Below are 23,289 nucleotides of genomic sequence, written 5' to 3'. Positions count from 1 at the left end.
CCGGCTCCCTCTGTCCCTTCGATTGGCTGCCAGGCTGGCTCAGGCCGGGCCCGGCGAAGGCTCCACGCCGCCCGGGCCGTCCGAAGGCCTTGTGGTCGGTACGGAGGAGCGCCGGCCGCCGCCATGATTGGTGGGTGCCGAGGAGGACGGCGTATCGTCGCCCCAGCGCTTGGGCGTGGGCATCGGCTCGCCGCGCATCACCGCCGTGATCTCCTCGCCGGTCAGCGTCTCGTACTCGAGCAGCGCCTGGGCGAAGGAATGCAGCTTGTCGATCTTTTCAGTCAGCAGGGTGCGCGCCCGCTGATAGCCGCGGTCGACCAGCGCCCGGATCTCGCTGTCGATCGTCTGCGCGGTCGCTTCCGACACGCTCTTGGTCTGGTGGAGCTGGTGGCCCAGGAAGACTTCCTGCTGGTTCTCGGCGTAGCCGACCGGGCCCAGCTTCTCGCTCATGCCCCACTGGGTGACCATGTGCCGGGCGATCTTGGTGGCCTGCTCGATGTCCGAGGAGGCGCCCGCGGTCACCTTGTCGTGGCCGAAGATCAGCTCCTCGGCGACCCGGCCGCCCATGGCCACGGCGATGTCGGCCTCCAGCTTCTCGCGCGTCACCGACAGCCGATCGCCCTCGGGCAGGCGCACGACCATGCCGAGCGCCCGGCCGCGCGGGATGATGGTCGCCTTGTGGATCGGGTCGGAGGCGGGGGAGAAGAAGCCGACCACGGCATGGCCCGCCTCGTGATAGGCGGTGAGCTTCTTCTCGTCCTCGGACATGACCAGCGAGCGGCGCTCCGCCCCCATCATGACCTTGTCCTTGGCCTGCTCGAACTCGACCATCGTGACCAGGCGCTTGCCGACCCGGGCCGCCAGCAGCGCCGCCTCGTTGACGAGGTTGGCGAGGTCGGCGCCGGAGAAGCCGGGCGTGCCGCGGGCAATCGTGCGCGCGTCGATGTCCGGGGAGGTCCGCACCTTCTTGATGTGGACGTTCAGGATCTTCTCGCGGCCGATCACATCGGGGTTCGGCACCACGATCTGCCGGTCGAACCGGCCGGGGCGCAGCAGCGCCGGGTCGAGCACGTCGGGCCGGTTGGTGGCGGCGATCAGGATCACTCCGTCATTGCCCTCGAACCCGTCCATCTCGACCAGCAACTGGTTGAGGGTCTGCTCGCGCTCGTCGTTGCCGCCGCCCAGGCCAGCACCACGATGGCGGCCGACCGCGTCGATCTCGTCGATGAACACGATGCAGGGCGCATGCTTCTTGGCCTGCTCGAACATGTCGCGGACCCGGGACGCGCCCACGCCCACGAACATCTCGACGAAATCCGAGCCCGAGATCGTGAAGAACGGCACGTTCGCCTCGCCGGCGATGGCACGGGCCAGCAGGGTCTTGCCGGTGCCGGGCGGGCCCACCAGCAGGCAGCCCTTCGGGATCCGGCCACCCACGGAGGTGAACTTCTGCGGGTTCTTCAGGAACTCCACGATCTCCTGGAGCTCCTCCTTGGCCTCGTCGATGCCGGCTACGTCCTGGAAGGTCACGCGGCCGTGCTTCTCGGTGAGCATGCGCGCCCTGGACTTGCCGAAGCCCATGGCCTTGCCGCCGCCGGCCTGCATCTGGCGCATGAAGAACACCCAGACGCCGATGAGCAGCAGCATCGGGAACCAGGAGACCAGCACGCCCAGGAGCGACGGCACGTTGTCGTCCACCGGCATGGCGGTGATGCGCACGCCGTGCTCGGTCAGCCGGTCCACCAGGGCCGGATCGTTCGGCGTGTAGGTCTGGAAGCTGGTCCCGCTGCTGGTCCGTCCGGTGATCTGCTCGCCCTGGATGGTCACTTCAGCGACCCGCCCGCCCTCGACCTCGGCCAGGAAGTCGGAGAACGCCAGATTGGAGCTGGTCCCGCGCGTGCTGGGACTCTGGAACAGGTTGAACAGCGCGATCAGCAACAGGCCGATGATGACCCACAGCGCCAAGTTCTTGCTGAAATTGTTCACGTAGCCGTGCCTCGTGCGGTGCGGAGCGTCCTGCCTTGCCCGAGCGTGGCAGAACACCGCGAGTAGGCTGAACATAAGTGAGCTGGCGAGTGAAGCAAGATCCACGCTCAGCCCGGTGCCAGTTCCGCTGCCGCGGCGAACGGTGCCGGGGCCAGCGGCACGGGCGGCTGCCATGGCAGGGGCAGCTCCCGCTCAGGGCGCAGCCGGATCCAGCGCGGGCCAAAGCGTACCATGCAGCCGCCGAGCGTCGCCGCACCGGCCTCCGTCCCGGCCAGCACCGCCTGCAGCCGGGCGAGTGCCCGGGCGCGCGGCGGATAGGGCCGCTCCGCCAGGGCCGCCAGGATCGTGCCCAGGAGATGGCAGCCGATCTCGACCGGCAGGGCGCGGAAGGCTGAGCGCGGGAACTGCAGGCGGCGGGTCGGATCGGGCTCGGCATGGCGCGCCAGGAAGGCAGCCGCCACGGCCGCCCGCTCCTGGCGGACCGCCGGGTCCGGGGCGAGGCCGGCGGCGGCGCCCCGGGCACGCAGCAGGGCGCGGGCAAAGCGCGGGTCCGCGTTGCTGGGATCCTCGACCCAGGCGATGCCGGCCCTGCGCAGCCAGTCGATCAGGCTGCGCTTGGGCCAGGCCAGGAGCGGGCGGAGCAGGCGGAGCTGAGGCCGCTCCACGATCGCCGCCATGCCGCTCAGGCCGACCCCGCCGCTGCCGCGGGCGCGGCGCATCGCCACAGTCTCGGCCTGGTCGTCGGCATGGTGGCCGAGCAGGAGGTGCAGGCCGCCCCAGCCGGCCACGGCCTCCTCCAGGAGCGCATAGCGGGCCTGACGGGCGCGTTCCTGGATCCGGCTGCCGACCGGCCCGTGCTGCCATGGCAGCACCGTGACCGGCACCCCCCGGGACGCCATGCGCTCTGCGACCAGGGCTGCCTCGGCCGTGGAATCGGCCCGCAGCCGATGGTCGACCAGAAAGGCATGAAGATCGCCACCCCGTGCCGTTGCCCAGTCGTGGGCCAGGAGGGTCAGGCAGACGCTGTCCGCACCGCCGGACAGGGCGATGCCGATCCTGGGGCGTGGCTCGAACGGGCCCAGTCCCTCCATCGCCACCGCGAACGCCCTGCCGTCCAGCGCCGGCGGCTGTTCAGCTGCAGCCGGCGTTGCTCTTCTCGCGGCCGGCCATCTGCTTCAGCGCCACCGGCGCCTTGGCATAGCGGCGGTCGAACTCGGCGAAGGTGGCGCAGGCCTTCTGCCGGTCGCCCATGCGCGCCAGCGACATGCCGAGCTTGAGGACATTGTCCGGTGCCCGGACCGCATCGTCGCCATAGGTACCGACATTGCGGGCAAAGCTCGCGGCCGCCTGCGGCCATTGCTGGCGGGCATAATAGGTCTCAGCCTGCCAGTAGGCGGCATTGGGGGCCAGCGGATCGTCCGGGGCACTGGCGACGACCGAGGCGAACGCGGCCTCCGCCCCGCTCCAATCCCCGGCCTTGACCCTGGCCATGCCGGCATCGAAGCGGTCGCGCGGCGAGCCCGACACGGCGGCCGTGCCATCGGGTGCCGGCGGCTCGGGCGGCGGGGCCGGCAAGGCGGCCAGCGTATCATCCGGAAGGGTGCCGAGCACGCCCGGCTGGCTGGGCGAGGGTGCCGCCACCTGGGGAGCTGGCTGGGCCATCGGCTGGACGGCGCCACCGGCATCCGGTGCGGCCGCCTCGGAGCCCGGCTCCACGCCGCGCAGGCGCGCGTCGATGTCGGCCACCAGCCGGTCCATCCGCTGGGCAGCCGCGCGCGCCAGGTACTCAGCCTCCTCGGCCCGCCCGCGCAGCTGGCGGACTTCCTCCTCCAGCCGGAGGATCCGTGCCTCCAGGTCGGCGATCATCCGGGGGTCGGCAGCCTGGGCAAGCACCGTGCTCGACCAGGCCGACAGGAACAGCGCCAACAACAAGACCGGCCTCGATGCAGCCACCCGCATCCTTTCCCCATGGCGCCGGCGGGTCGAAGCGGAGTGCCGCGGCCGGCAGCGCCGGCACCCCTGCCACGGTCAGTTGGTGGCGTTGATCACCGTAACCGCTCGGCGGTTCAGCGCCCAGGCCTCCTCGGAGCTGCCGGGATCGGCCGGCCGGTCCTTGCCGTAGGAGATGGTCATCAGCCGGCTCTCCGGCACGCCCAGGCTGGACAAATAGCGGGCCGCCGCCGAGGCGCGCCGCTCACCGAGGGCGAGGTTGTACTCGCGGGTGCCGCGTTCGTCGGTATGGCCCTCGACGGTCGCCGAGACCGAGGGAAACTGCTGCAGCCAGGTCGCCTGGCGCTGTAGTGTGCTCCGTGCGGTCTCGTCCAGGGTCGAGCTGTCGAAGCCGAAATAGACGCGGTCACCGACATTCTGCTCGAGGTCGGCTTGGCTGCCGGCCACCGGGCCACTGGTCAGCGAGGAGGCGTCGCTGGTGGTCATGCCGCCGGCACCGGCGGTCTCATCCGAGGACGGGGTCGAGCTGCAGGCCGCGAGCAGCAGGGCCGTCGCAGCGACCGGAAGGAGAGAGAGCTTCATCGGTAGTTCCCAGGACGACTTGGCGCCGCGACAGTTCATGGCGCGCGGACGAACCACGGCCAGTGCCGTGACTGCGACCATGCCGGATCTTCTACTGTCAATTGATTAAGGAAGCAAGCCGGACCAATCGGGATCTGAAGCATCCAGAGGTGTCGGCACCAGACGTTCATTGTATCCGGAGACATCGATGGCGTAGAGCCGCTTGGTTGTTCCGCCAGGCTCGGTCCGCTGAAAGATGACGACACGGCCATTGGGTGCCCAGGTCGGTGCCTCGTCCTGCCAGCTCCGCGTGATCAGCCGCTCGTCACTACCATCGGGGCGCATCACACCGATATGGAAATAGCGCTGCTTGATGTTGACGAACGCGATCAGGTCGCCGCGCGGCGACCAGGCAGGGCTGCCATACTGGCCGTCGCCGTAGGAGATCCGCTCCGCCGGTCCGCCCTGGGCACTGGTCACGAACAGGTGCGGCCGGCCGGAGCGGTCGCTGTTGAACACGATACGGCTTCCGTCCGGCGAGAAGGACGGCGAGGTGGAGATGCCGCCGCCGCTGGTGATCCGGCGCTGCTGCCGGGTGGCGAGGTCAACCGCCACGATGTTGAAGTCGCCGTCCTCGTTGACGGTGACCAGCGCGGTCTGCCCGTCCGGCGAGAAGCGCGGCGCGAAGTTCATCCCGGGCGTGTCGATCAGCACCTGCTCCCGGCCGCCCTCGATGTCGCGCATGTAGACCCTGGGCCGCATGCCCCGGTAGAGCAGGTAGGCGACCCGCCGGCCGTCCGGCGAGAAGCGTGGGCCGAAGGTGAGCTCGCGTCCGTCGGTCAGGAAGCGATGATTGGCCCCGTCCTGGTCCATCAATGCGATGCGGGTGATCCGCTTGGCCTTGGGCCCGGTCTCGCTGACATAGACGATGCGCGTGTCGAAATAGCCCTTCTCGCCGGTGATCCGCTCGTAGATCGCGTCCGAGATGCGGTGCGCGATGCGCCGCCACGAGGCGGCCGGCGCGTCGATGCGCAGACCGGTCATCTGCTGGCCGCCCAGGACGTCCCACAGGCGGAACTCGACCCCGATCCCGGCCGGCGTCTCCTCCACCACGCCGCTCACCAGCGCCTGGGCGTTGATCTGCCGCCAGTCGGCAAAGCGCGGCAGGCCGCGCAGCTCCTCGGGTCCCTGGATGTAGGCCTGCCGGTCGATGGTGCGGAACAGGCCGGAGCCGTCCAGGTTCGCCGAGATCACGTCGGGGATCTGGCCGGCCAGCGTCGCCGACTGGCCGCCGCCGGCCGCGAACGGGCTGATCGCGATCGGGATCGGCTCGACCACGCCCTGGGTGATGTCGACCGCGAGCTGGCCGAACGCCTTGCCGCCGGCACCGAGCAGAAGGCCGGCGGCACCCGCACCGAGCAGGCCGCGCCGGCCGATCTGCATCAGGCCTGGCAGGGGCCGGATGCGCACCGGCTGGTCACGTCGCGGATCGAGGAACTGCATCACGAGATCAACCTCCCTGCCGACCCCAAGGTCAGCCATTCAGGCTCAACCCATCTGGTCGGGGCGGAAATTCATGATGATGTCGCGCCAGTCGTCATAGTTCTCGCGCGGCAGCTTGAGCGGTGAGCAGGCGCGGGTCGCCCGTACCGCACTCTCGGCCACCGCACGATAGACCGGGTCCGACCCCATCCGGGCCACATCCACCGGTGCCGCGCTCTGCACGGTGCCGTCCGGCGCCATCCGGATATTGACCGGAACCACCATGCCGGACAGGCCCTGTGCCGCCACCGGGATGTTCCAGCAGGGCTGGATCTGCTCGCGGACCATGGCGCCCAGCCCCGCGGCACCCAGCCGTGCGGCGGAGGTTCCCGGCTGGGCCGAGCGCGCCGGCTCGTCCCCAGCCACCTGGCCGCGCCCGTCGCGCTTTTTCGGCGCGTTCACCCGTGGGTCCAGGTTCTCCACGCTCTTGAGCAGTGCCGCGAAGTCGTCCTCGGGCTGCGCCGGTGTCGGCGGCTTCTCCGGGGCCGGCGCCTGCTTGGCCGGCCTGGGCTTGGCCTTGGGCGGTGCCGGCGCCGCGGCCGGTGGAGCGGGCGGCGGCGGGGCAGGCGGCGGTGCTGCCGGCGGAGGCGGCGGCGGTGGTGGAGGTGGCGGCGGTGGTGCGGGCGGCTTCGGCTCGGGCAGCGGGGTCTCGGCCGGCGCCGGCTTCACCTCCGGCACGGGTGCCGGAGGCGGCGGAGGAGGAGGTGGTGGCGGCGCCGGGGGCGGCGGTGCCGGTGGGGATGGTGCCGGCGGTGGCGGTGGCGGCGGGGGTGCCGGCGGCGCCTTGGGCGGCTCCTTCGGCTTCTCCTCGGTCGCCTGTGCCTGGCGCGAGGCGGCCTTGCGCTCGGGGATCGGCGCCTGGGCAGCCGGCTGCGGGCGCGGCGGCAGGTCCGGCGCCTCGCTCACCAGCTCGACGGCGATGCCGCCATCCTCCGGCAGGGGCTGGCCCCACTCCGGCAGGCCGAACCAGAGCAGGCCGGCGATCAGGGCATGGAAGCCGGCCGAGGCGAGCAGGTACTTGCGCATCCCCCCTCACCCGCCAGCCTGGCTGCCGGTCATGTGTCGCCGCCAGCGAGCGGGCCGGTCTCGTCCGGCGTCTGGGTCAAGAGCGCCACCTTGGTGAAGCCCGCCGAATGGATCGCTCCCATCACCGCCATGACCTGGCCATAGTTCACCGCCTGGTCGCCGCGCACGAAGATCCGGGCCTCGGCGTTGCGCTGGGTGATCGCCTGGAGGCGGGGGCCCAGCTGCGCCACCGTGATCTCGCTGTCCTGCAGGTAGACCTTGCCGTCGCGACCCACCGTCACCGCCAGCGGCTCGTCCTGTCCCGGCAGCGGCGAGCTCGCCGTCTCCGGCAGGTCCACCGCCACGCCCACGGTGAGCAGCGGGGCCGCCACCATGAACACGATCAGCAGCACCAGCATCACGTCGACCAGCGGCGTGACGTTCGGCTCGGACATCTGCCGGCGCCGCCGCCGGCCCCGGCGCCCCGACCCTGCCGGGTTGAACGAGGTCCCGGCCATGCTCAGGCGGCCCCGCTCGCCTCGATCTCCCGCGCCAGCACCACCTGGAACTCCTCGCCGAAGCTTTCCAGGCGCTCGGCATAGCGGTCGATCTCGCCGGACAGCTTGTTGTAGGCGACCACGGCCGGGATCGCCGCGGCCAGCCCCACCGCCGTGGCGAACAGGGCCTCGGCGATGCCGGGCGCCACCACGGTGAGCGTGGTGTTCTTCGACACTGCGATCGCGGTGAAGCTGTTCATGATGCCCCAGACCGTACCGAACAGTCCCAGGAACGGTGCCACCGAGCCGATGGTCGCGAGCGAGGGCACGCTGCGCTCCAACGCCACCAGCTCGCGGTCCATGGCCAGGCGCATCACCCGGCCGATCCGGTCGAGCAGGTGGCTGCCGCCGTCGCGCAGCGCATTGCGTGGCGCCTCGCGCCACTCCTCCATCGCGGTCGCGAACATCATCGCCATGGGATGATCGGGCCGCTTGGCCAACCTGCGGTAGAGTTCCTCCAGCGGTGCGCCGGACCAGAACGCCCGCTCGAACCCGGCGGTGCGGCGCTTGAGCGCGGCCAGCCGCCAGACCTTCTCGAAGATCACCGCCCAGCACCACAAGGAGGCGAGTGCCAGGATCAGCATCACCGACTTCACCACCAGGTCGGCCTGCATGACCAGCGACCACACGGATAGCGCGGCCTCCGGCGTCGCGATCGGAGCGGCGGTGACGAGATTGGGATCCATGGTTCTGGTGATCCAGCCGAAGGGCGGGGTGCGGCAGCAGTCGCGGCAAGCAGGAAAGGAGGTCAGGAACTTCAGCTAAGACAATGAAGCCGACTGACTTTCTCCGTCTGCACCTGCACCATACGCGTGATGTGGTGTCAAGCGGAACTCTCGCGCACCACGCGAGATATCCGGCGGGCTGCCCATCACGATCCGGCCGGTGCGGACAGGATCGCGCGCAAGGGCGGCGGGGCGCGCACCGGGCGCATCGCACGGTTCACCAGGACCAGCTCCAGCGCCAGGGTCACGAGTTCCCGCCCGCCCTCGAGGACCCGCTGACGCAGCAGGATCCGAGCACCCTCGATGCCCTGGGGAACAGTCTCGATCTCGATCTCGTCGTCGAGCCTGGCCGGCGCCAGAAACACCGCGTCGCAGCGCCGCACGGTGAACAGGAGGCCGAAGCGCTCCAGCAGGGCCGGATGGTCGAAGCCGCGGGCGCGCAGCCATTCGGTCCGGGCGCGCTCGGCAAAGCGCAGATAGTTGGCATGGTAGACGATGCCACCTGCATCCGTGTCCTCGTAATAGACCCGGATCGCCAGGCGGTGCGCCCCGTTCATGGCGCCGGCTCGTCGAACATGCTGGGCTGCTCGATGCTGGCCGGCGGCGTCTCGCCCAGGTGCAGCCAGGCCGGCCGGGTGAGCATCCGCCCGCGCGGCGTGCGCTGGACCAAGCCCTGCTGGATCAGGAACGGCTCGACCGTCTCCTCGATCGTGTCGCGCTCCTCGGCAAGCGCCGCCGACAGCGTCTCGATCCCGACCGGGCCGCCGCCATAGGCCTGGGCGATCATCTTGAGATAGCGCCGGTCCAGCGTATCCAGCCCCAGCCGGTCGACGTCCAGGCGCAGGAGCGCCCGGTCGGCGAGCGCCCGGTCGACCGACTTGGCCCGCTCGACCGTGGCGAAGTCGCGCACCCGGCGCAAAAGGCGGGTGGCGACGCGGGGCGTGCCGCGGGCCCGCCGGGCGATCTCGACCGCCCCGTCCTCGGCCAGGTCGAAGCCCAGCAGCCTGGCACCGCGGCGCAGGATCGAGACCAGCTCCTCGATCGTGTAGAACTCGAGGCGTGCCTGGATCCCGAACCGGTCGCGCAGGGGCGTGGTCAACAGGCCGGAGCGGGTGGTGGCACCCACCAGGGTGAAGGGCTGCACGTCGATGCGCACCGAGCGGGCCGATGGCCCCTCGCCGATCATCAGGTCGAGCTGGAAATCCTCCATCGCCGGATAGAGCACCTCCTCGATCGCCGGGGAGAGCCGGTGGATCTCGTCGATGAACAGGACGTCGCGCGGCTGGAGGTTGGTGAGCAGGGCTGCCAGGTCGCCGGCCCTGGCGATGATCGGTCCGCTGGTCATGCGGAAGCCCACGCCCAGCTCGGCCGCCAGGATCTGGGCCAGCGTGGTCTTGCCGAGCCCGGGGGGTCCTGCGAACAGGACGTGGTCCAGCGGGTCGCGCCGCGTCTTGGCCGCCTCGATGAACACTTCCAGGTTGGCGCGCTGGCGGGCTTGGCCCACGAACTCGGCCAGGCGCTGCGGACGCAAGGAGCGGTCCAGGTCGTCGACCTGCTCCAGCGCGTCGATCAGCCGCTCGCTCATCGGGCCAGTTCCTTGAGCGCCAGCGTGAGCAGTTGCTGCAGTGCCATCTCCTCCTGCTGCGTGGCCAGCACCGCCTGAAGCGCGGCATAGGCTTCCGCCCGACCATAGCCCAGATTGGCCAGAGCCGAGAGCGCATCTTCGACCGGCCCGGCCGGTGCCGCGGCCCCGCCCGCCTCCGGTGCCGTCGCGACCGCGCGGCCGATGCCGAGCATGGCCGCCTTGTCCTTCAGCTCCGCACAGATCCGGGCGGCGAGCTTCGGCCCCACCCCCGGTGCCCGGGTCAGCGCCGCCTTGTCCTGTGCTGCGATCACCGCTGCCAGCCGGGCTGGGTCGTGCACGCCCAGGATCGCCAGGGCCGAGCGCGCGCCCACCCCCTGGACCGCCTGCAGCGCCTTGAACCAGGTCCGCTCCGCCGCCTCGGCGAAGCCGAACAGGGTGATCGCGTCCTCGCGCACCTGGGTCTCGACGAACAGGTCGACGATTTCGCCGGTCCGCCCGAGCAGCGCCAGCACCCGGGCGGGACAGAGCACCAGGTAGCCGACCCCGTTGACGTCCAGGACGATCCCGTCGTCGAGTTGCTCCAGCACCCGGCCGCGCAGCCGCGCGATCATGCCGGTCCTCCGATCGAGGCACGCATGCCCCGGCTGATCGCGCCGATGGTGGCGGTACGGTTGGCATGGCAGACCGCCACGGCCAGTGCGTCGGTGGCGTCCGAGCGGTAGGTCCCGGAGCCCGGCAGGAGGAGGCGGATCATCGCCGCGACCTGCACCTTGTCCGCAGCACCGGTACCGACCACTGCCCGCTTCACCGCCATTGGCAGATACTCCGTGACCGGCAGCCCGGCCGCGGCCGCGGTGAACATGACCACGCCGCGCGCATGGCCCAGCTTGAGCGAGGAGCCGGCATTCTTGTTGACCACCGTGTGCTCGACCGCAGCTACCGCCGGGCTGTAGCGGGACAGGACCTGGGCCAGCCCGTCATGCAGCGTGACCAGGCGCACCGCCAGGTCGTCGGCCGTGTTGGTGTCGACCACGCCGGCCGCGACGAAGCGCAGCCGGCTGCCGGCAGCCTCGATCACGCCCCAGCCGGTATGCCTGAGACCGGGATCGAGGCCCAGCACCAGCATCAGGCGGCGCTCAGCCTGGCCAGCGTCTCGTCCGAGACCTCGTGATTGGCGACCACCCGCTGGACGTCGTCGTTCTCGTCCAGCACCTCCAGCAGGCTGAGCAGCGTGTCGGCCTTGTCGTCGTCGACCGGCACGCTGTTCTGCGGCCGCCAAGTCAGGATCGCCTCACTGGCCGAGCCGAGCCTGGCTTCCATAGCCTGCAGGACTGCGTTGAGCTCGTCCGGCGCGCACCAGATCTCGTGGTTCTCCTCGTCGCTCTCGACGTCCTGCGCCCCCGCCTCGATCGCCGCCTCCATCACCGTGTCGGCATCGGCGAGCGCCACGTCGAATCGGATCTTGCCGATCCGCTCGAACTGGAAGCTCACGCTGTTGCTCTCGCCCAGCGCCCCGCCATGCTTGGTGAAGGCGGAGCGCACGTCGGCCGCGGTGCGGTTGCGGTTGTCGGTGAGCGCTTCGACGATGATCGCCACACCCCCCGGGCCGTAACCCTCGTAGCGGACCTCTTCGTAGTTCTCGGCGTCGCTGCCCTGGCTTCGCTTGATTGCCCGCTCGATATTGTCCTTCGGCACGTTGGCCTGGCGGGCCGCCTGCACCGCCATGCGCAGCCTCGGGTTCGCCGCGGGATCCGGCAGACCGGACTTCGCCGCGACTTGGATCTCCTTCATCAGGCGGGTGAACAGCGCCGACTTGGCCGCGTTCGCGCGGCCCTTGCGGTGCATGACATTCTTGGCGTGGGAATGGCCGGCCATCGTCTTCTGGTATGTCGGGTTCGGAGTTGGTGACCGCAGGGTCTAGACCAAGAGGCACGCAGGCGGAACCGGGCAGCGCAGCCGCAAGCCCGCTCCAGCCGGCATTCTCGACGATCAGCCTGACACTGGCGAGCGGCTGCGGGGCACAGCGGCGCGGCAAAGTTTTGTTAACTGCCATGGGCCTAGGATGCGCGGCACCAGGACAGCGCACGAGGCAGCGAGCCATGGATCACATCGAGATGGACGACGAGATCGGCGGCGAGTTCATCCCGCCCTTGGCCGAGCGCCGCTACCACCGCCGCTATCCCAGCGGCCTGTCCGCCTATATCGACGTGGACGGTGCCGTGCGGGCGGTGACGATCATGGACCTGTCGCTGGGCGGGGCCGGCCTGGCACCCGCGTTCCCGGCCCTGGTCGGCGCGCCGGTCGAGCTGGAGATCACGGCCCTGTACCCGCGCCGGCGCCTGCGTGCCCGGATCCTCAGCGTCAGTCGTTATCGCACCCATCTCCTGTTCAACTGCAACGAAGAGGAGCAGACCGCCCTGATTTCTTTCCTGCTCGCCACTGGTGAGGATGCTTGACATCTTCGGAACCATCAGGACGGCACTGCGGTTGTCCTTTCAAGATTCTCGGCCGACTGGGTGTCGGCCGGAGCTTGGAGGACGAAATCATGCGTAGTCTGATACTGCTCTTGCCGTTCGCCCTGCTGCTGGCGGCCTGTGGCGAGACCAAGACGGATCGGGGCCTGAGCGGTGCCGGCATCGGTGCTGGCGTGGGCGCTGCCACCAGTGCCGTCACCGGCGGCAGCATCCTGGGCGGTGCCGCCATCGGCGGTGCAGCCGGCGGCGCTGCCGGTGTCCTGACCGACGAGGACGACGTGGACCTGGGCAAGCCGGTCTGGCGCTGAGACTGCCTCTTCTCCGCCCCGCATTGGCTGGCCCTGCCGGATCGGCTGCCGCCCGACCAGCCTTGCCGCATGCTGCAGGCGACTGCGGCAAGGCTGGTCGTTGTGCCGTGCGGCGATCGTTCGGTCGGACGCCTGTTGCCGACCGCTTGGTGTCGCGGGCTGCCGGCGGTTTGCCGCGTCTGACCGGAATGGCGGCAGGCTGCTGCCGTGCCCCGCCCGGTTAGGATAGTGGCGGATGGCTCAGGGCTGGGCCAGCGGACTGTCGACCGCGACCTGAAGATGGCCCGCGGAGCAACGCTCGACCCGTCCGTGCACGCCATAGACCCGGGCCAGCATGTCGGGCCGGATGACCTCGGCAGGTGGGCCGTCGGCATGGAGCCGACCGCGATCGAGCACCACGATCCGGTCCGACCAGCGGCCGGCCAGTGCGAGGTCGTGCAGCACCATGAGGATGGTGCGCCCCTCCGCAGCCAGTGTGCGGACCACCGCCATCACCTCGACCTGGTGGCGCAGGTCCAGGGCGCTGGTGGGTTCGTCCAGCAGCAGGAGGCCGGTGCCGCGCACCACTGCCTGGGCCAGCGCCACCATCTGGCGCTGCCCTCCCGAGAGGCGGTCCAGCGGCTCCATGGCGACGTCCGCCACCTGCAGGCGCTGCAGTGCCGCCAGCGCCCGTTCCGGCGCGGCCGCACCGCTCTCGCGGCCCGCAACCGGTGCCGGCGCGGCACCGGCCCAATCCGACCGCGTCGGGCCTGCCGGCGAGGCACGCAGTGCGCCCAGCACGGTTTCCAGAACGCTGAGCGCCGTGCCGGCCGGCAGGGTCTGCGGCATGTAGGTGGCGAGCCTGGCCCGGTCGGCGAACGACAGGCCGCCCAATTCCTGGCCGGCGAAGCGGATGCTGCCCCTGGCCGGCAACAGCCCTGCAAGGCCGCGCAGCAGTGTCGACTTGCCGGCCCCGTTGGGCCCGACCAGGCTGGTCACGCTGCCGGCAGAGATTGGAGCCAGGCTAAGCCCCTGGATCACTGGCCGGCCGCGATAGCCCGCATGCACGTCCTGGATGACCAAGCCCTGTTCCGGTCCTGTCCCCTGCCTCGCCTCCGGCAGCACCTCCGCTCTCGGTCCTTGTTCCGTTCCGGCCAGGCTCGGCCGCCCGACGCCGTCGGTCGTCATCAAGCGCAGAATCCTCCCATGGGATGAGCCGGATATTCAAGTGAGGGGGCCTGGATGGTAGAGCCGGGGCCGCGGGCGCCGCCGCGGCCCCGCGCACCTCTCATCGTCGACTGGTTCCAGCCTTGGCCGATCCCACCGCCCTCGCGGCACCGCTTGCCGCCTATGCGTCCCAGCTGCGTCGGCGCATGGCGGCCCTCCTGGTGCTGTTGCTGGGCGTGGCCCTGGCCTTCCTGCTGGACCTGGTGACCGGCCCCTCGTCCCTGCCGGTGCTGGACGGGCTGCGCGCCCTCCTGGGCCTGGGCGAGCTGACACCGGCGCTGGAGGTGATCGTCTGGCAGGTCCGCCTGCCCCAGGCGCTGCTGGCCCTGCTGGTCGGCGGCGCCCTGGCGCTGGCCGGTGCCGAGATGCAGACCACGCTGAACAACCCGCTGGCCAGCCCGTTCACGCTGGGCGTGTCCTCGGCGGCCTCGCTGGGGGCGGCGCTGGCGATCGTGCTGGGCCTGGGCGTCCCGGGCGTGCCGGCCAGCTGGATCCTGTCGGGCAACGCCTTCCTGTTCGCCTTCGGCTCGGTGCTGCTCCTGCAGTTCCTGGCGAGGCTGCGCGGCACCGGGGTGGAGACGCTGGTCCTGTTCGGGATTGCCCTGGTCTTCACCTTCAACGCGCTGGTGGCGCTGATCCAGTACGTCGCCAGCCAGGAAGCGCTGCAGCAGCTGGTGTTCTGGAACCTCGGCAGCCTCGCCCGGGCGAGCTGGGAGAAGATCCTGGTGGCCGCCCTGGTGCTGGCTCTCGTGCTGCCCTTCTCCCTGGCCGCCTCCTGGCAGATGACCGCCCTCCGGCTGGGCTCGGACCGGGCCTACAGCTTCGGGGTGAATGTCGGCCGGCTGCGCTTTCTGTCCCTGTTCCGGGCGAGCCTGCTGGCCGCGACCGCCGTGGCGTTCGTCGGCACGATCGGCTTCGTCGGCCTGGTGGGGCCTCATCTGGCGCGCCTCCTGGTGGGCGAGGACCACCGCTTCTTCCTGCCGGCCAGCGTCCTGTGCGGCGCCCTGGTGATGTCGTTGGCCTCGGTCGCCAGCAAGACCCTGGTGCCGGGAGCACTCCTGCCGGTCGGCATCGTCACGTCCTTGATCGGGGTGCCCTTCTTCGTCGTGCTGATCTTCGCCAGGCCGGAGCGCGGCTAGGCCGACACGGCCAGATCGACCCGCTCGAGCTCGGCCATGCGCGCCTCCAGCACCGGCACGATCCGGCCGAGCGCCGGCCCGGTCAGCATGTGACCATGCACGCTCCGCACGTCATGGACCGCGATCTGGCCGACATGGGGGCGCCAGGCCAGCGGGTCGAGGCCGCGGGCCTCGTTGCCTTCCGTGGCGCGGAAATGGTCGAGCCGGCCGGCGAAAGGACGGTGCCGGTGCCCGCGCACCAGCCGGTCATTGGCCGCGACCACCCGCAGCACGCCGTCGAGCGCCCGGTCGTCCAGCCCGCCCAGCGGGTGACCGCTGTCGCGCAGGAAGGCCACCACCGCGTCGCGGGTCAGTTCCAGGCCCGCCATCCGCTCGGGATCCTGGCCGGCGATGTAGAGCAGCGCCTTCAGCGCGGCATCGGCCGCCGGCGGCAGCTCTTCGCGCCAGCGCTCGCAGGGATAGGAATCCAGCATCGCCAGGAGACCGGCCTCGGCGCCGAGCCTGGCCGCAATCGCCTGGGCCACGATGCCGCCCACCGACCAGCCCAGCAGGTGGATTGGCCCGTCTGGCCGGATCGCCCGGATCCGCGCCAGATAGGTCTCCGCCATCTCGTCCAGGCTGGCCGGCAACGGTGCCGCCGGGTCGAGCCCGTCCGCCTGCAGCCCGAAGACCGGCCGCGATCCTCCCAGGGCACGGGCCAGCCCGCCATAGCACCAGGCGATTCCGCCAGCCGGGTGGATGCAGAACAAGGGCGGCAGCCCGTCTCCCCCATCGGCACCCAGCCGGATGCAGGGGCCGAGCCCGTTGCCGGACCGGGCGTCGGGGACAGCAGCCATCTGCTCGAGCTGGCGGGCCAGCCGGGCGATCGTCGGGTGCTCGAACACCAAGCCCAGACCGACCTCCAGCCGCCACGCCGCCCGGATCTGCCGGGCCAGCCGCACCGCCAGCAGCGAATGGCCGCCCGCCAGAAAGAAGTCGTCCTCCGCCCCGACCTCGCGGCCCAGCACCTCGGCGAACAGCCGGGCCAGCCGCTCCTCGGCGGGCCCGGCGGGTGCCCGGCCGGCGGCCGGTGCCAGCTCGGGTGCCGGCAGGGCCGAGCGGTCGAGCTTGCCGTTCGCGTTGGTGGGCAGGCTCGGCAGCATCACGAAGCTGGCGGGCAGCATGTAGTCCGGCAGCTGCCGGGCCAGGTCGGCGCGCAGGGCCGCCGGCTCGGGCATGGCGCCGGCGGCGGGCGTGACATAGGCGACCAGCGCAGGCTCACCGTCCTGGCCCGGCCGCGCCAGCACAACTGCCTGGCCGACCTCCGGGCAGGCCTGCAGCGCCGCCTCGATCTCGCCCAGCTCGATCCGGAGCCCGCGGATCTTCACCTGATGGTCGGAGCGGCCGAGGAACTCGCATGCCCCATCCGGCCGCCAGCGGGCGAGGTCACCGGTCCGGTAGAGCCGCTCGCCCGGCCGGAACGGGTCCGGGCCGAACCGCTCGGCGGTGAGGTCGGGGCGGCCGAGGTAGCCACGCGCGATCTGCCGGCCGCCGAGATAGAGATGGCCTGCCACGCCGGACGGCACCGGGCGCATCCGCTCGTCCAGCACGTAGAGGGCGGTGTTCCAGACCGGGAAACCGATCGGCACCGGGCTGGAGCGGTCGTCCGGCCCGGCCGGCCAGTAGCTGACATCCACCGCCGCCTCGGTGGGGCCGTAGAGATTGTGCAGCTCCGCCAGGATCCGGGCGTGGAACCGGTCGCGCAGGGCCGCCGGCAGCTCCTCACCGCTGCAGAAGACCTGGCGCAGGCTCAAGCCTCGGCAGGCCGGCTCCTCCAGGAACGCCGCCAGCATCGAGGGCACGAAATGGAGCGTGGTGACATCCTGCTCCCGGATGATCCGGACGAGCCAGGCCGGGTCCTTGTGTGCCTCGGGCGGGGCGATCACCAGCTCGGCACCCGAGATCAGCGGCAGGAACAGTTCCCAGACCGAGACGTCGAAGGTGACCGGGGTCTTCTGCAGGATGCGGTCGCCTGGCCCGATCCCGTAGTGCGCCTGCATCCAGCACAGCCGGTTTACGATGCCGGCATGCTCGTTGACCACGCCCTTGGGCTCGCCGGTCGAGCCCGAGGTGAAGATGACATAGGCAGCATCGCCGGGTGCTGGCGGCCGGACCGCCGCCCTCTCCCCGCCATCATCCGCCCGGTCCAGGTCGAGCAGCGGCCAGCCATCCGGCAGAAGGTCGTGCCGGTCGGAGAAGGTCAGGACGAGCGAAGGCTTCGCGGTCGCCAGCATCCGCCGCAGCCGCTCCTTGGGCTGCGCCAGGTCGAGCGGCAGATAGGCGCCGCCCGCGCGCAGGATCGCGGTCAGCGCTACGACCAGCTCGGGCGAGCGCGGCAGCGCCACCGCCACCACGCTGCCGGGGCCGACGCCCATAGCGGCCAGCCGCCCGGCTAGCCGGGCGCTCTGTCGGTCCAGCGCGCCGCGATCCAGCACCTGCTCGCCGAACCGAACCGCCGGTACCTGCGGGTCGGCCGCCAGCTGCCGCTCGATCAGGGCTGTGAGCGTGGTGTCCTCGACCGGGTGCGTGGTCTGATTGACCTCGACCAGCCAGTGCCGGGTCTCCGCCGGCGTCAGGGTCGGCACGTCGGCCAGTCGCCCAGCGACCAGTGCGTTCTGGAGAAAGCAGGCCAGCCGGTCGGCATGGGCCTCGGTCTCGGCCAGGTCGAACAGGCCAGGATTGCTGTCCAGCTCCAGCCGCAGCCCCGCCCGGTCCGGATCACCGCGGAAGGTGAAGGTCAGATCGTCGACCGGGCCGGTGCCGAGCACGATCAGCTCGGTCGTAAGCCCCTCCAGGACGAGCGACGCCTCGAACGGCAGCACGTTGACGAGCGGCCCATGGAGCCGGCGGCTGCCGCCCAGGAGGCCCAGGTCGCGGCGCAGTTGCTCGCTGCGATAGCGGCCGTGCCGCCGCGCCTGGCGCAGCGCCCGCGCTGCACCGGCCAGGAAGGCGTCGAGCTCCTGGTCCTCGTCGATCGCGAAGCGCACCGGCAGGACGTTCATCACCATGGCCGGCACGTTCGCGGCGGCACTGCCGAAGCGGCCCATATGCGGCACACCCAGGATCGCCTCCGGCCCGCCGGCATGGCGCTGCACATAGGCCGCGACCAGGGCCGCCAGCACGTCCGGCCAAGTGACGCCCGCTGCCTCGGCGCGCGCCAGCAGCCGGGCCGCGAGTGCCGGGTCCAGGGGCCGGACGACCCGGTGAAAGCAGTGCCCGCTCACCGCAGGCCCTGGTGCCATCGGCGCCACGTCCGGCCGGTCGGCGAACGCTTCCAGCCAGAAGCGGCGGTCGGCCGCCGCGCGCTCCGAGCCGGCATAGGCCGCTGCCTCGGCCAGCACTGCGGAGAACCGGCCGAACGACTCGCCGCCCCCTGCATAGAGCTGGCCCACCCGCCTAGTCAGCAGGTCGGTACCGTACCCGTCCACCAGGAGATGGTGGATGCGCTGGTACCAGACATGGCGCGCATCGGAGAGCACGAACAGGCGCTGGGCGACCAGCCTGCCCGTCTCCAGGTCGACCGGGGTGGCCATGTCGGCGTCCACTTCGGCCCGCCAGGCGTCATCGGGATCGGCCAGATGGCGCAGGTCGACCAGCTCCGGCCGCGGCCTTGCCGTCTCATCCAGCCACTGGCGTGGCCTGTCCGGCCCGTCGGCAAAGCGCAGCGCCAGCCCGTCCGCCTCCTGCATGGCCCCATCCAGCGCCGCCAGGAACCGGGTCCGGTCGAGCGGCCCGTCGATGACGATCGCCTGCCCGGTCAGGAAGATCGGGTTGGCGGGATCGAGGCGCTGGGCGAACCACAGGCCTTCCTGGGCCCCGGTGAGGGGCGAGCCAGCATCCTGCATCAGCCGCGCGACCTTCGCACCACGTCCCACCAGTGCCCGAGCGTGGGCGTCTCGGCGAACGCGGCGAACTCGGCCCGCACCCCGGCCTCCTGCCAGCGGCGCACCAGCGCCATGGCCCGCATCGAATCCAGCCCGAGATCGATCAGGCTGTCGTCCGTGCCGATCTCCTCGGGATCGTCGTGCAGCAGCGCCGCGATCTCCCGGCGCATGCCCTCCAGGGTCAGCTCGGCGGCCGACCTCGCCCGTTCCTCGCCCATCGCTCTATGTCCTACCGGTCCGCCTCGGCCAGCCGCTGGCGCAGGATCGCCCGCAGCTCCCTTCGGCTGATCTTGCCCACGGCCGTGGCGGTGAACTCCCCCACGAACACGACCTGGTCCGGCACCTTGAACTCGGCCAGGCCCCGGCTGCGGATCCAGGCCTTGATCTCGACCGCCCTGGGCTGGCGCCCGTTCGGGATGATGAAGGCGCAGCTCCGCTCGCCCAGATACTCGTCGGGCACCGACACCACGGCCGCGTCGAACACGTCGGGATGCGCCAGGAGATGGTCCTCGATCTCCTCCGCCGAGATCTTCTCGCCCGCCCGGTTAATGTGGTCGGTGGCGCGGCCCTGGACCTCCAGATGGCCGCTGGGCAGCCGGCGCACGATGTCGCCGGTGCGGTAGAAGCCGTCCTCGGTAAACGCGCGGGCATTCGCCCCCGGGTCGTTGTGGTAGCCACGGATCGTGTAGGGGCCGCGGGTCAAAAGATGGCCGGGCTCGCCGTCCGGCACCGGCCGCCCCTGGTCGTCCACCACCAGCACCTCGTCGTCCGGGCTGATCGGCCGGCCCTGGGTGTTGATCACCAGCTCGTCGGGATCGTCGTGGCGGGTATAGTTGACCAGGCCCTCGGCCATGCCGAACACCTGCTGGAGCCGCACACCGAGCGTCGGCCCGATGCGCCGCGCGATCTCCGGGGCCAACTTGGCGCCACCCACCTGCAGGAGCTTCAGGCTGGACAGGTCGGCCGTGCGGCTGGCGGCGGCCTGCAGCCAGAGCAGCGCCAGAGGCGGCACCATCCCGGTGATGGTGACACGCTCCTGCTCGATCAGCGGGAAGGCCACGTCGGGGCTCGGCGACGGGCTCAGCACCACCCGCCCGCCGGCATGGAGCACGCCGAACACGCCGGGCGAGCTCATCGGGAAATTATGCGCCACCGGCAGCACGGTCAGGTACACGCTGTTCGGGTCGAGCTGGCAGATCTCTGCGCTGGCGCGGAAGCTGTAGATATAGTCGTCATGGGTGCGCGGGATCAGCTTGGACAGGCCGGTGCTGCCGCCCGAGATCTGCATGAAGGCGACCGCGGAGGGGCTGGGCTCCGGCAAAGGCGCGCCGGGCGTGGTCGCCGCCAGTTCCGCGAAGGAAATGGCACCCGGCAGGTCGCCGGGCTCCCCCACCACCACGACCCGGCGGATCGCCGGGACCTCGGCCAGGACGGTGCGGGCGAGCGTGCGATAGTCGAAGCCGTCCTGGCGCTCGGCGATCACGTAGGCGCATGCCTCCGAGCGCTGCGCCAGGTGGACGATCTCGGTCTGCCGGTGGGCCGGCAGCGCGAACACCGGCAGGATGCCGGCGCGGAACATGCCGAACACCAGCGGAAAGAACGCGGCCACGTTCGGCAGCTGCACGACCACCCGGTCACCCGCCTCCAGCCCGGCGGCGAGCAGGCCGGCGGCCACCCGGTCGGCCAGGAGGTCCAGTTCGGCATAGGTCCAGCGATCGCCGCCGCCCACCACCGCGACCCGGTCGGGGAGCTGGCGCGCCCGCTGCCGCAGGAACCCGCCGAACGTCTCGCCCTGCCAGTAGCCCCGCTCGCGGTAGCGCCGCGCGAACTCCTCGGGCCAGACCTGTTGCACCGGAACCATGAGAACCTCGAGAAACCGCAGCCGCACCCGCCCCTGGCCGCCCGGGGAGCGGGCACGGCGATCGCCTGGATCAGGGCGTGATGATGGAGACCGTGTCGCCGTTCGGGTCGTCGATCGGCGGCTTGCCACGGCCGGCCGACTTCGCCTTGTTGGTCACGTACACGACGTTCGTCTCGGGATCGATGGCGACCGTCTGCGGATGGGTACCGGTCGGCAGGCTGGCGATCACCTCCAGCTTGTCGGTGTCGACCACCGACACCGTGCCAGCCTGACGGTTGCCCACGTAGAGCAGCCGGTTGGCCGGGTTGTAGGCCAGGCCCAGCGCACCCTCGCCCGTGGAGATCCTGGTGACCAGCCGGTCGTTCTCGATGTCCAGCACGCTGACGTCGCCGGACTTCTGGTTGGCGACGAACAGCCGGTGGCCGGCCGTATCGATCGCCAGGTTGATCGGCGCCTCGCCGCCGGCGGCATATTTCGCCGCCACCGCCCCCTCGGCCAGGTCGATCAGCACCACCTCGTTCGTGACCATGTCCGCGGCATAGAGCTCGCCCCGCGCGGGATCGATCGCGATGCCGGAGATCCCGCTGCCCGGGTTCTCGATCACCCGCTCCAGCTTGTTCGTGGCGCCGTCGATCACCCAGATGGCACCCGGCTCGCCGTCGCGGCCGCCGAACACCGAGACATAGACCTTGTTGCTCTCCGGCTCGACCAGCACCTCGCGGACATGGGCCTTCTCGCCATGGCTCACCGTGGCGACCACCTGGCCGGACTTCACGTCGATCGCCAGGACCTCACCGCCGCGGGTGGCGGTGGCGTACAGCGTGCCGGTCCGGTCGTTCAGGCCAAGGCCGAAGGCCGGATTGTCCGAGACGTCGATCGTGCCGACCGTGTCCAGGGACTTGGGGTCGAGCGCCAGGATCCTGGCGTTGTTCTCGCCGCGCCGGCCGGCGCTCGCGACATAGAGCCGGTCCTGGCTGTCGCTCACGACGATCTGGTAGAGCCCGTCGGCGATCTTGCGGCTCTGCTCGACGGCGGGCGCCGCCCCGGCCGCACCCGGGCCGGACAGGACGGCCATCAGGCCCAGGAAGGAGGCGGCCAGGAGCTGGCGGCGCAGGAGGGCTAGGCGCGGCACGATGCGGTTTCCTTTCGTCCTTGAGGCGAAGCGCTCGGTCACGGGAGGTTGGCCCAGAAAATCCCGTCCTGCGGGACCGCCAGGAACTTCCGGTTGATGGTCTCCTGGGTGGCCGCCGGGTCGAGGTCGGCGAACAGGTCGGGCTGGATCCATTTGGCCAGCACCTCGACCGCCAGTATGTCCAACGGCGAGTTCAGGAGCTGATGGGACAGGGCATGGGCGCGGCGCTCCGTCACCGCCGGAAGCTGGGCGATGCCCGGCCTTGCTGCCAGGCGGGCCAGCGCCTCCTGGGCCTGCGCCGCCGTATAGCCCGGTCCGATCACCAGGCCGCCGGCCTTCTCCAGGTGCGGCCCACCGGTGGCAATGTAGACGTCCGGTGCGGCGGCGATGACATATTCGAGGTTGAGACGGCCGAACGGCCGGTCCAGCACGTCCGCGCCGATATTGTGGCCGCCCGCCAGCTCGACATAGTCGCCGAGATTGCCCTTGCCCGGCGAGCTGCAGCAGTCATCGGACATGCCGGCATGCACCTCGACGAACACTTTCGGCCGGTCCGCCTCGGCCAGGCCCAGCACCCGCTTCGTGATGGCAGCCAGGTGCTCGTCGCGAAAGGCGATGAAGTCCGCCGCCGCCTGCTCCCGGCCGATCAGCTGGCCCAGGATGCGCAGGCTGGGCGCCAGGTTGCGCAGCGGGTGGGAGAAGAAGTCGATGAACACGACCGGGATGCCGGCGGCCTCGACCTGCGCCACCTGCTCCGGCGTCGGACCGGTGCCGACGGTGAACACTGCGGCATCCGGCGCGGTCGCGATCACCAGCTCGGTCGAGAAGTCCCCGGCCGAGCTGGGACCTGCCGGCAGGTCGGCCAGGGCCGGGAAGCGCTCCATGTAGCGCTCGTAGACGATCTGGCCGATCCGGTGGATGTCCTTCGGCCAGGCGGCCAGCCGCGCCACCGGATCAGGGTCGAGCAAAGAGAGGGCGATCAGCACCCGCGCATCGTCGATCAGCAGCCGGTCCACCGGCCCGTCCAGCCGGACCTCCCGCCCGGTGACGTCGGTGATCGCCAGCTCGGCACGGGCGCAGAGCGGTGATGCCACCAGCATCGCCGCCAGCACCAGCTGCCATGCCGCCCGGGCCACCCGCATGCGTCGGTTCCATGTCGTTGCTGGAGAATGCATAATGCTGGCGCGCCTTTGCGCCCGGGACGACTGCGATGTCAAGCTCACGTCACCACGATGCGTCAGGCAATCGCGTCAAGATGACGTCCGGATCCAAAAGACTAGTTTAGATTTATTATAGATCTTGAATGCGGATCATGCCCTGGCCGCGACTTGCCGC

The 23,289-nt window shown here is 70.9% G+C and carries 22 protein-coding genes; 3 read left to right on the top strand and 19 right to left on the bottom strand.

Going from position 1 to position 23,289, the window contains the following annotated elements:
* Positions 1 to 39: 39 nt before the first annotated feature.
* The 13 genes from ftsH to VNS22_RS06110 all read right to left on the bottom strand — a co-directional run bounded on the left by ftsH (position 40) and on the right by VNS22_RS06110 (position 11,786).
* The gene (gene ftsH, locus VNS22_RS06170) at positions 40 to 1,986 is read right to left on the bottom strand and encodes an ATP-dependent zinc metalloprotease FtsH (RefSeq protein ID WP_325730656.1); all 1,947 of its coding nucleotides are present in this window, start codon (positions 1,984 to 1,986) and stop codon (positions 40 to 42) included.
* Between the two features lie 107 nt (positions 1,987 to 2,093).
* A complete protein-coding gene (gene tilS / locus VNS22_RS06165) occupies positions 2,094 to 3,077 on the bottom strand; it encodes a tRNA lysidine(34) synthetase TilS (protein WP_325730685.1) in 984 nt (327 codons plus the stop codon).
* A 40-nt stretch (positions 3,078 to 3,117) separates the two neighbouring features.
* Positions 3,118 to 3,918, bottom strand: a complete 801-nt coding sequence (locus VNS22_RS06160; protein ID WP_325730654.1) for a tetratricopeptide repeat protein — start codon at positions 3,916 to 3,918, stop codon at positions 3,118 to 3,120.
* Positions 3,919 to 4,014: 96 nt separating this feature from the next.
* Positions 4,015 to 4,599: a peptidoglycan-associated lipoprotein Pal gene (pal, locus tag VNS22_RS06155; protein ID WP_325730652.1), complete on the bottom strand. Its 585-nt coding sequence runs from the start codon at positions 4,597 to 4,599 to the stop codon at positions 4,015 to 4,017.
* Positions 4,600 to 4,623: 24 nt separating this feature from the next.
* Positions 4,624 to 5,940 carry a Tol-Pal system beta propeller repeat protein TolB gene (tolB, locus tag VNS22_RS06150; RefSeq protein ID WP_349261721.1) on the bottom strand — a complete coding sequence of 439 codons (1,317 nt, stop codon included), beginning with the start codon at positions 5,938 to 5,940 and terminating at the stop codon, positions 4,624 to 4,626.
* A 105-nt stretch (positions 5,941 to 6,045) separates the two neighbouring features.
* Positions 6,046 to 7,065 carry a cell envelope integrity protein TolA gene (locus VNS22_RS06145; protein WP_325730650.1) on the bottom strand — a complete coding sequence of 340 codons (1,020 nt, stop codon included), beginning with the start codon at positions 7,063 to 7,065 and terminating at the stop codon, positions 6,046 to 6,048.
* Positions 7,066 to 7,094: 29 nt separating this feature from the next.
* On the bottom strand, positions 7,095 to 7,499 hold the full coding sequence (gene tolR / locus VNS22_RS06140) for a protein TolR (protein WP_325730649.1): 405 nt from the start codon (positions 7,497 to 7,499) through the stop codon (positions 7,095 to 7,097).
* 65 nt (positions 7,500 to 7,564) lie between these two features.
* A complete protein-coding gene (tolQ, locus tag VNS22_RS06135; RefSeq protein ID WP_325730647.1) occupies positions 7,565 to 8,287 on the bottom strand; it encodes a protein TolQ in 723 nt (240 codons plus the stop codon).
* A gap of 185 nt (positions 8,288 to 8,472) precedes the next feature.
* Entirely contained in the window at positions 8,473 to 8,883 is a 411-nt protein-coding gene (gene ybgC / locus VNS22_RS06130; protein WP_325730645.1) for a tol-pal system-associated acyl-CoA thioesterase, read from the bottom strand.
* Positions 8,880 to 9,911 (bottom strand): Holliday junction branch migration DNA helicase RuvB, encoded by a 1,032-nt coding sequence (ruvB, locus tag VNS22_RS06125; RefSeq protein WP_325730643.1) that lies wholly within the window; start codon positions 9,909 to 9,911, stop codon positions 8,880 to 8,882. Before ruvB ends, ybgC begins: the two co-directional genes overlap by 4 nt.
* On the bottom strand, positions 9,908 to 10,522 hold the full coding sequence (ruvA, locus tag VNS22_RS06120) for a Holliday junction branch migration protein RuvA (protein WP_325730641.1): 615 nt from the start codon (positions 10,520 to 10,522) through the stop codon (positions 9,908 to 9,910). The genes ruvB and ruvA overlap by 4 nt, the downstream gene beginning before the upstream one ends.
* Complete coding sequence (gene ruvC / locus VNS22_RS06115) at positions 10,519 to 11,040, bottom strand: crossover junction endodeoxyribonuclease RuvC (protein WP_349261720.1); 522 nt, start codon at positions 11,038 to 11,040, stop codon at positions 10,519 to 10,521. The genes ruvA and ruvC overlap by 4 nt, the downstream gene beginning before the upstream one ends.
* Positions 11,037 to 11,786: a YebC/PmpR family DNA-binding transcriptional regulator gene (locus VNS22_RS06110; RefSeq protein ID WP_325730637.1), complete on the bottom strand. Its 750-nt coding sequence runs from the start codon at positions 11,784 to 11,786 to the stop codon at positions 11,037 to 11,039. Before VNS22_RS06110 ends, ruvC begins: the two co-directional genes overlap by 4 nt.
* 224 nt (positions 11,787 to 12,010) lie before the next feature.
* Here VNS22_RS06110 and VNS22_RS06105 point away from each other — a divergent pair, with 224 nt between their 5' ends.
* Both VNS22_RS06105 and VNS22_RS06100 read left to right on the top strand, forming a co-directional pair.
* Entirely contained in the window at positions 12,011 to 12,367 is a 357-nt protein-coding gene (locus VNS22_RS06105) for a PilZ domain-containing protein (protein ID WP_325730635.1), read from the top strand.
* An 89-nt stretch (positions 12,368 to 12,456) separates the two neighbouring features.
* Positions 12,457 to 12,693 (top strand): hypothetical protein, encoded by a 237-nt coding sequence (locus tag VNS22_RS06100; RefSeq protein ID WP_325730633.1) that lies wholly within the window; start codon positions 12,457 to 12,459, stop codon positions 12,691 to 12,693.
* Between the two features lie 240 nt (positions 12,694 to 12,933).
* Here the strand turns inward: VNS22_RS06100 and VNS22_RS06095 are convergent, their stop codons facing one another.
* Positions 12,934 to 13,860 carry an ABC transporter ATP-binding protein gene (locus VNS22_RS06095; RefSeq protein WP_325730631.1) on the bottom strand — a complete coding sequence of 309 codons (927 nt, stop codon included), beginning with the start codon at positions 13,858 to 13,860 and terminating at the stop codon, positions 12,934 to 12,936.
* A 185-nt stretch (positions 13,861 to 14,045) separates the two neighbouring features.
* On the opposite strand from VNS22_RS06095, the gene VNS22_RS06090 reads away from it, so the two are divergent.
* A complete protein-coding gene (locus tag VNS22_RS06090) occupies positions 14,046 to 15,038 on the top strand; it encodes an iron ABC transporter permease (protein ID WP_349261719.1) in 993 nt (330 codons plus the stop codon).
* On the opposite strand, the gene VNS22_RS06085 is transcribed toward VNS22_RS06090, so the two are convergent.
* The 5 genes from VNS22_RS06085 to VNS22_RS06065 all read right to left on the bottom strand — a co-directional run bounded on the left by VNS22_RS06085 (position 15,035) and on the right by VNS22_RS06065 (position 23,096).
* Positions 15,035 to 18,922, bottom strand: coding sequence for an amino acid adenylation domain-containing protein (locus tag VNS22_RS06085; protein WP_325730627.1), 3,888 nt, complete (start codon positions 18,920 to 18,922; stop codon positions 15,035 to 15,037). The two genes, VNS22_RS06090 and VNS22_RS06085, sit on opposite strands and share 4 nt — an antisense overlap.
* Positions 18,922 to 19,179, bottom strand: coding sequence for a phosphopantetheine-binding protein (locus tag VNS22_RS06080; RefSeq protein WP_325730625.1), 258 nt, complete (start codon positions 19,177 to 19,179; stop codon positions 18,922 to 18,924). The genes VNS22_RS06085 and VNS22_RS06080 overlap by 1 nt, the downstream gene beginning before the upstream one ends.
* A gap of 11 nt (positions 19,180 to 19,190) precedes the next feature.
* A complete protein-coding gene (locus tag VNS22_RS06075; RefSeq protein WP_325730623.1) occupies positions 19,191 to 20,822 on the bottom strand; it encodes a (2,3-dihydroxybenzoyl)adenylate synthase in 1,632 nt (543 codons plus the stop codon).
* Positions 20,823 to 20,892: 70 nt separating this feature from the next.
* Positions 20,893 to 21,954 (bottom strand): YncE family protein, encoded by a 1,062-nt coding sequence (locus VNS22_RS06070; RefSeq protein WP_325730621.1) that lies wholly within the window; start codon positions 21,952 to 21,954, stop codon positions 20,893 to 20,895.
* Between the two features lie 38 nt (positions 21,955 to 21,992).
* Positions 21,993 to 23,096, bottom strand: a complete 1,104-nt coding sequence (locus tag VNS22_RS06065) for an ABC transporter substrate-binding protein (protein WP_325730619.1) — start codon at positions 23,094 to 23,096, stop codon at positions 21,993 to 21,995.
* Positions 23,097 to 23,289 lie beyond the last annotated feature (193 nt).

The sequence above is a fragment of the Geminicoccus sp. genome (assembly GCF_035556675.1).
Taxonomy (GTDB): Bacteria; Pseudomonadota; Alphaproteobacteria; order Geminicoccales; family Geminicoccaceae; genus Geminicoccus.
Note: the sequence above shows the minus strand (reverse complement) of the source record. Positions and strands in the feature narration are given on the sequence as shown.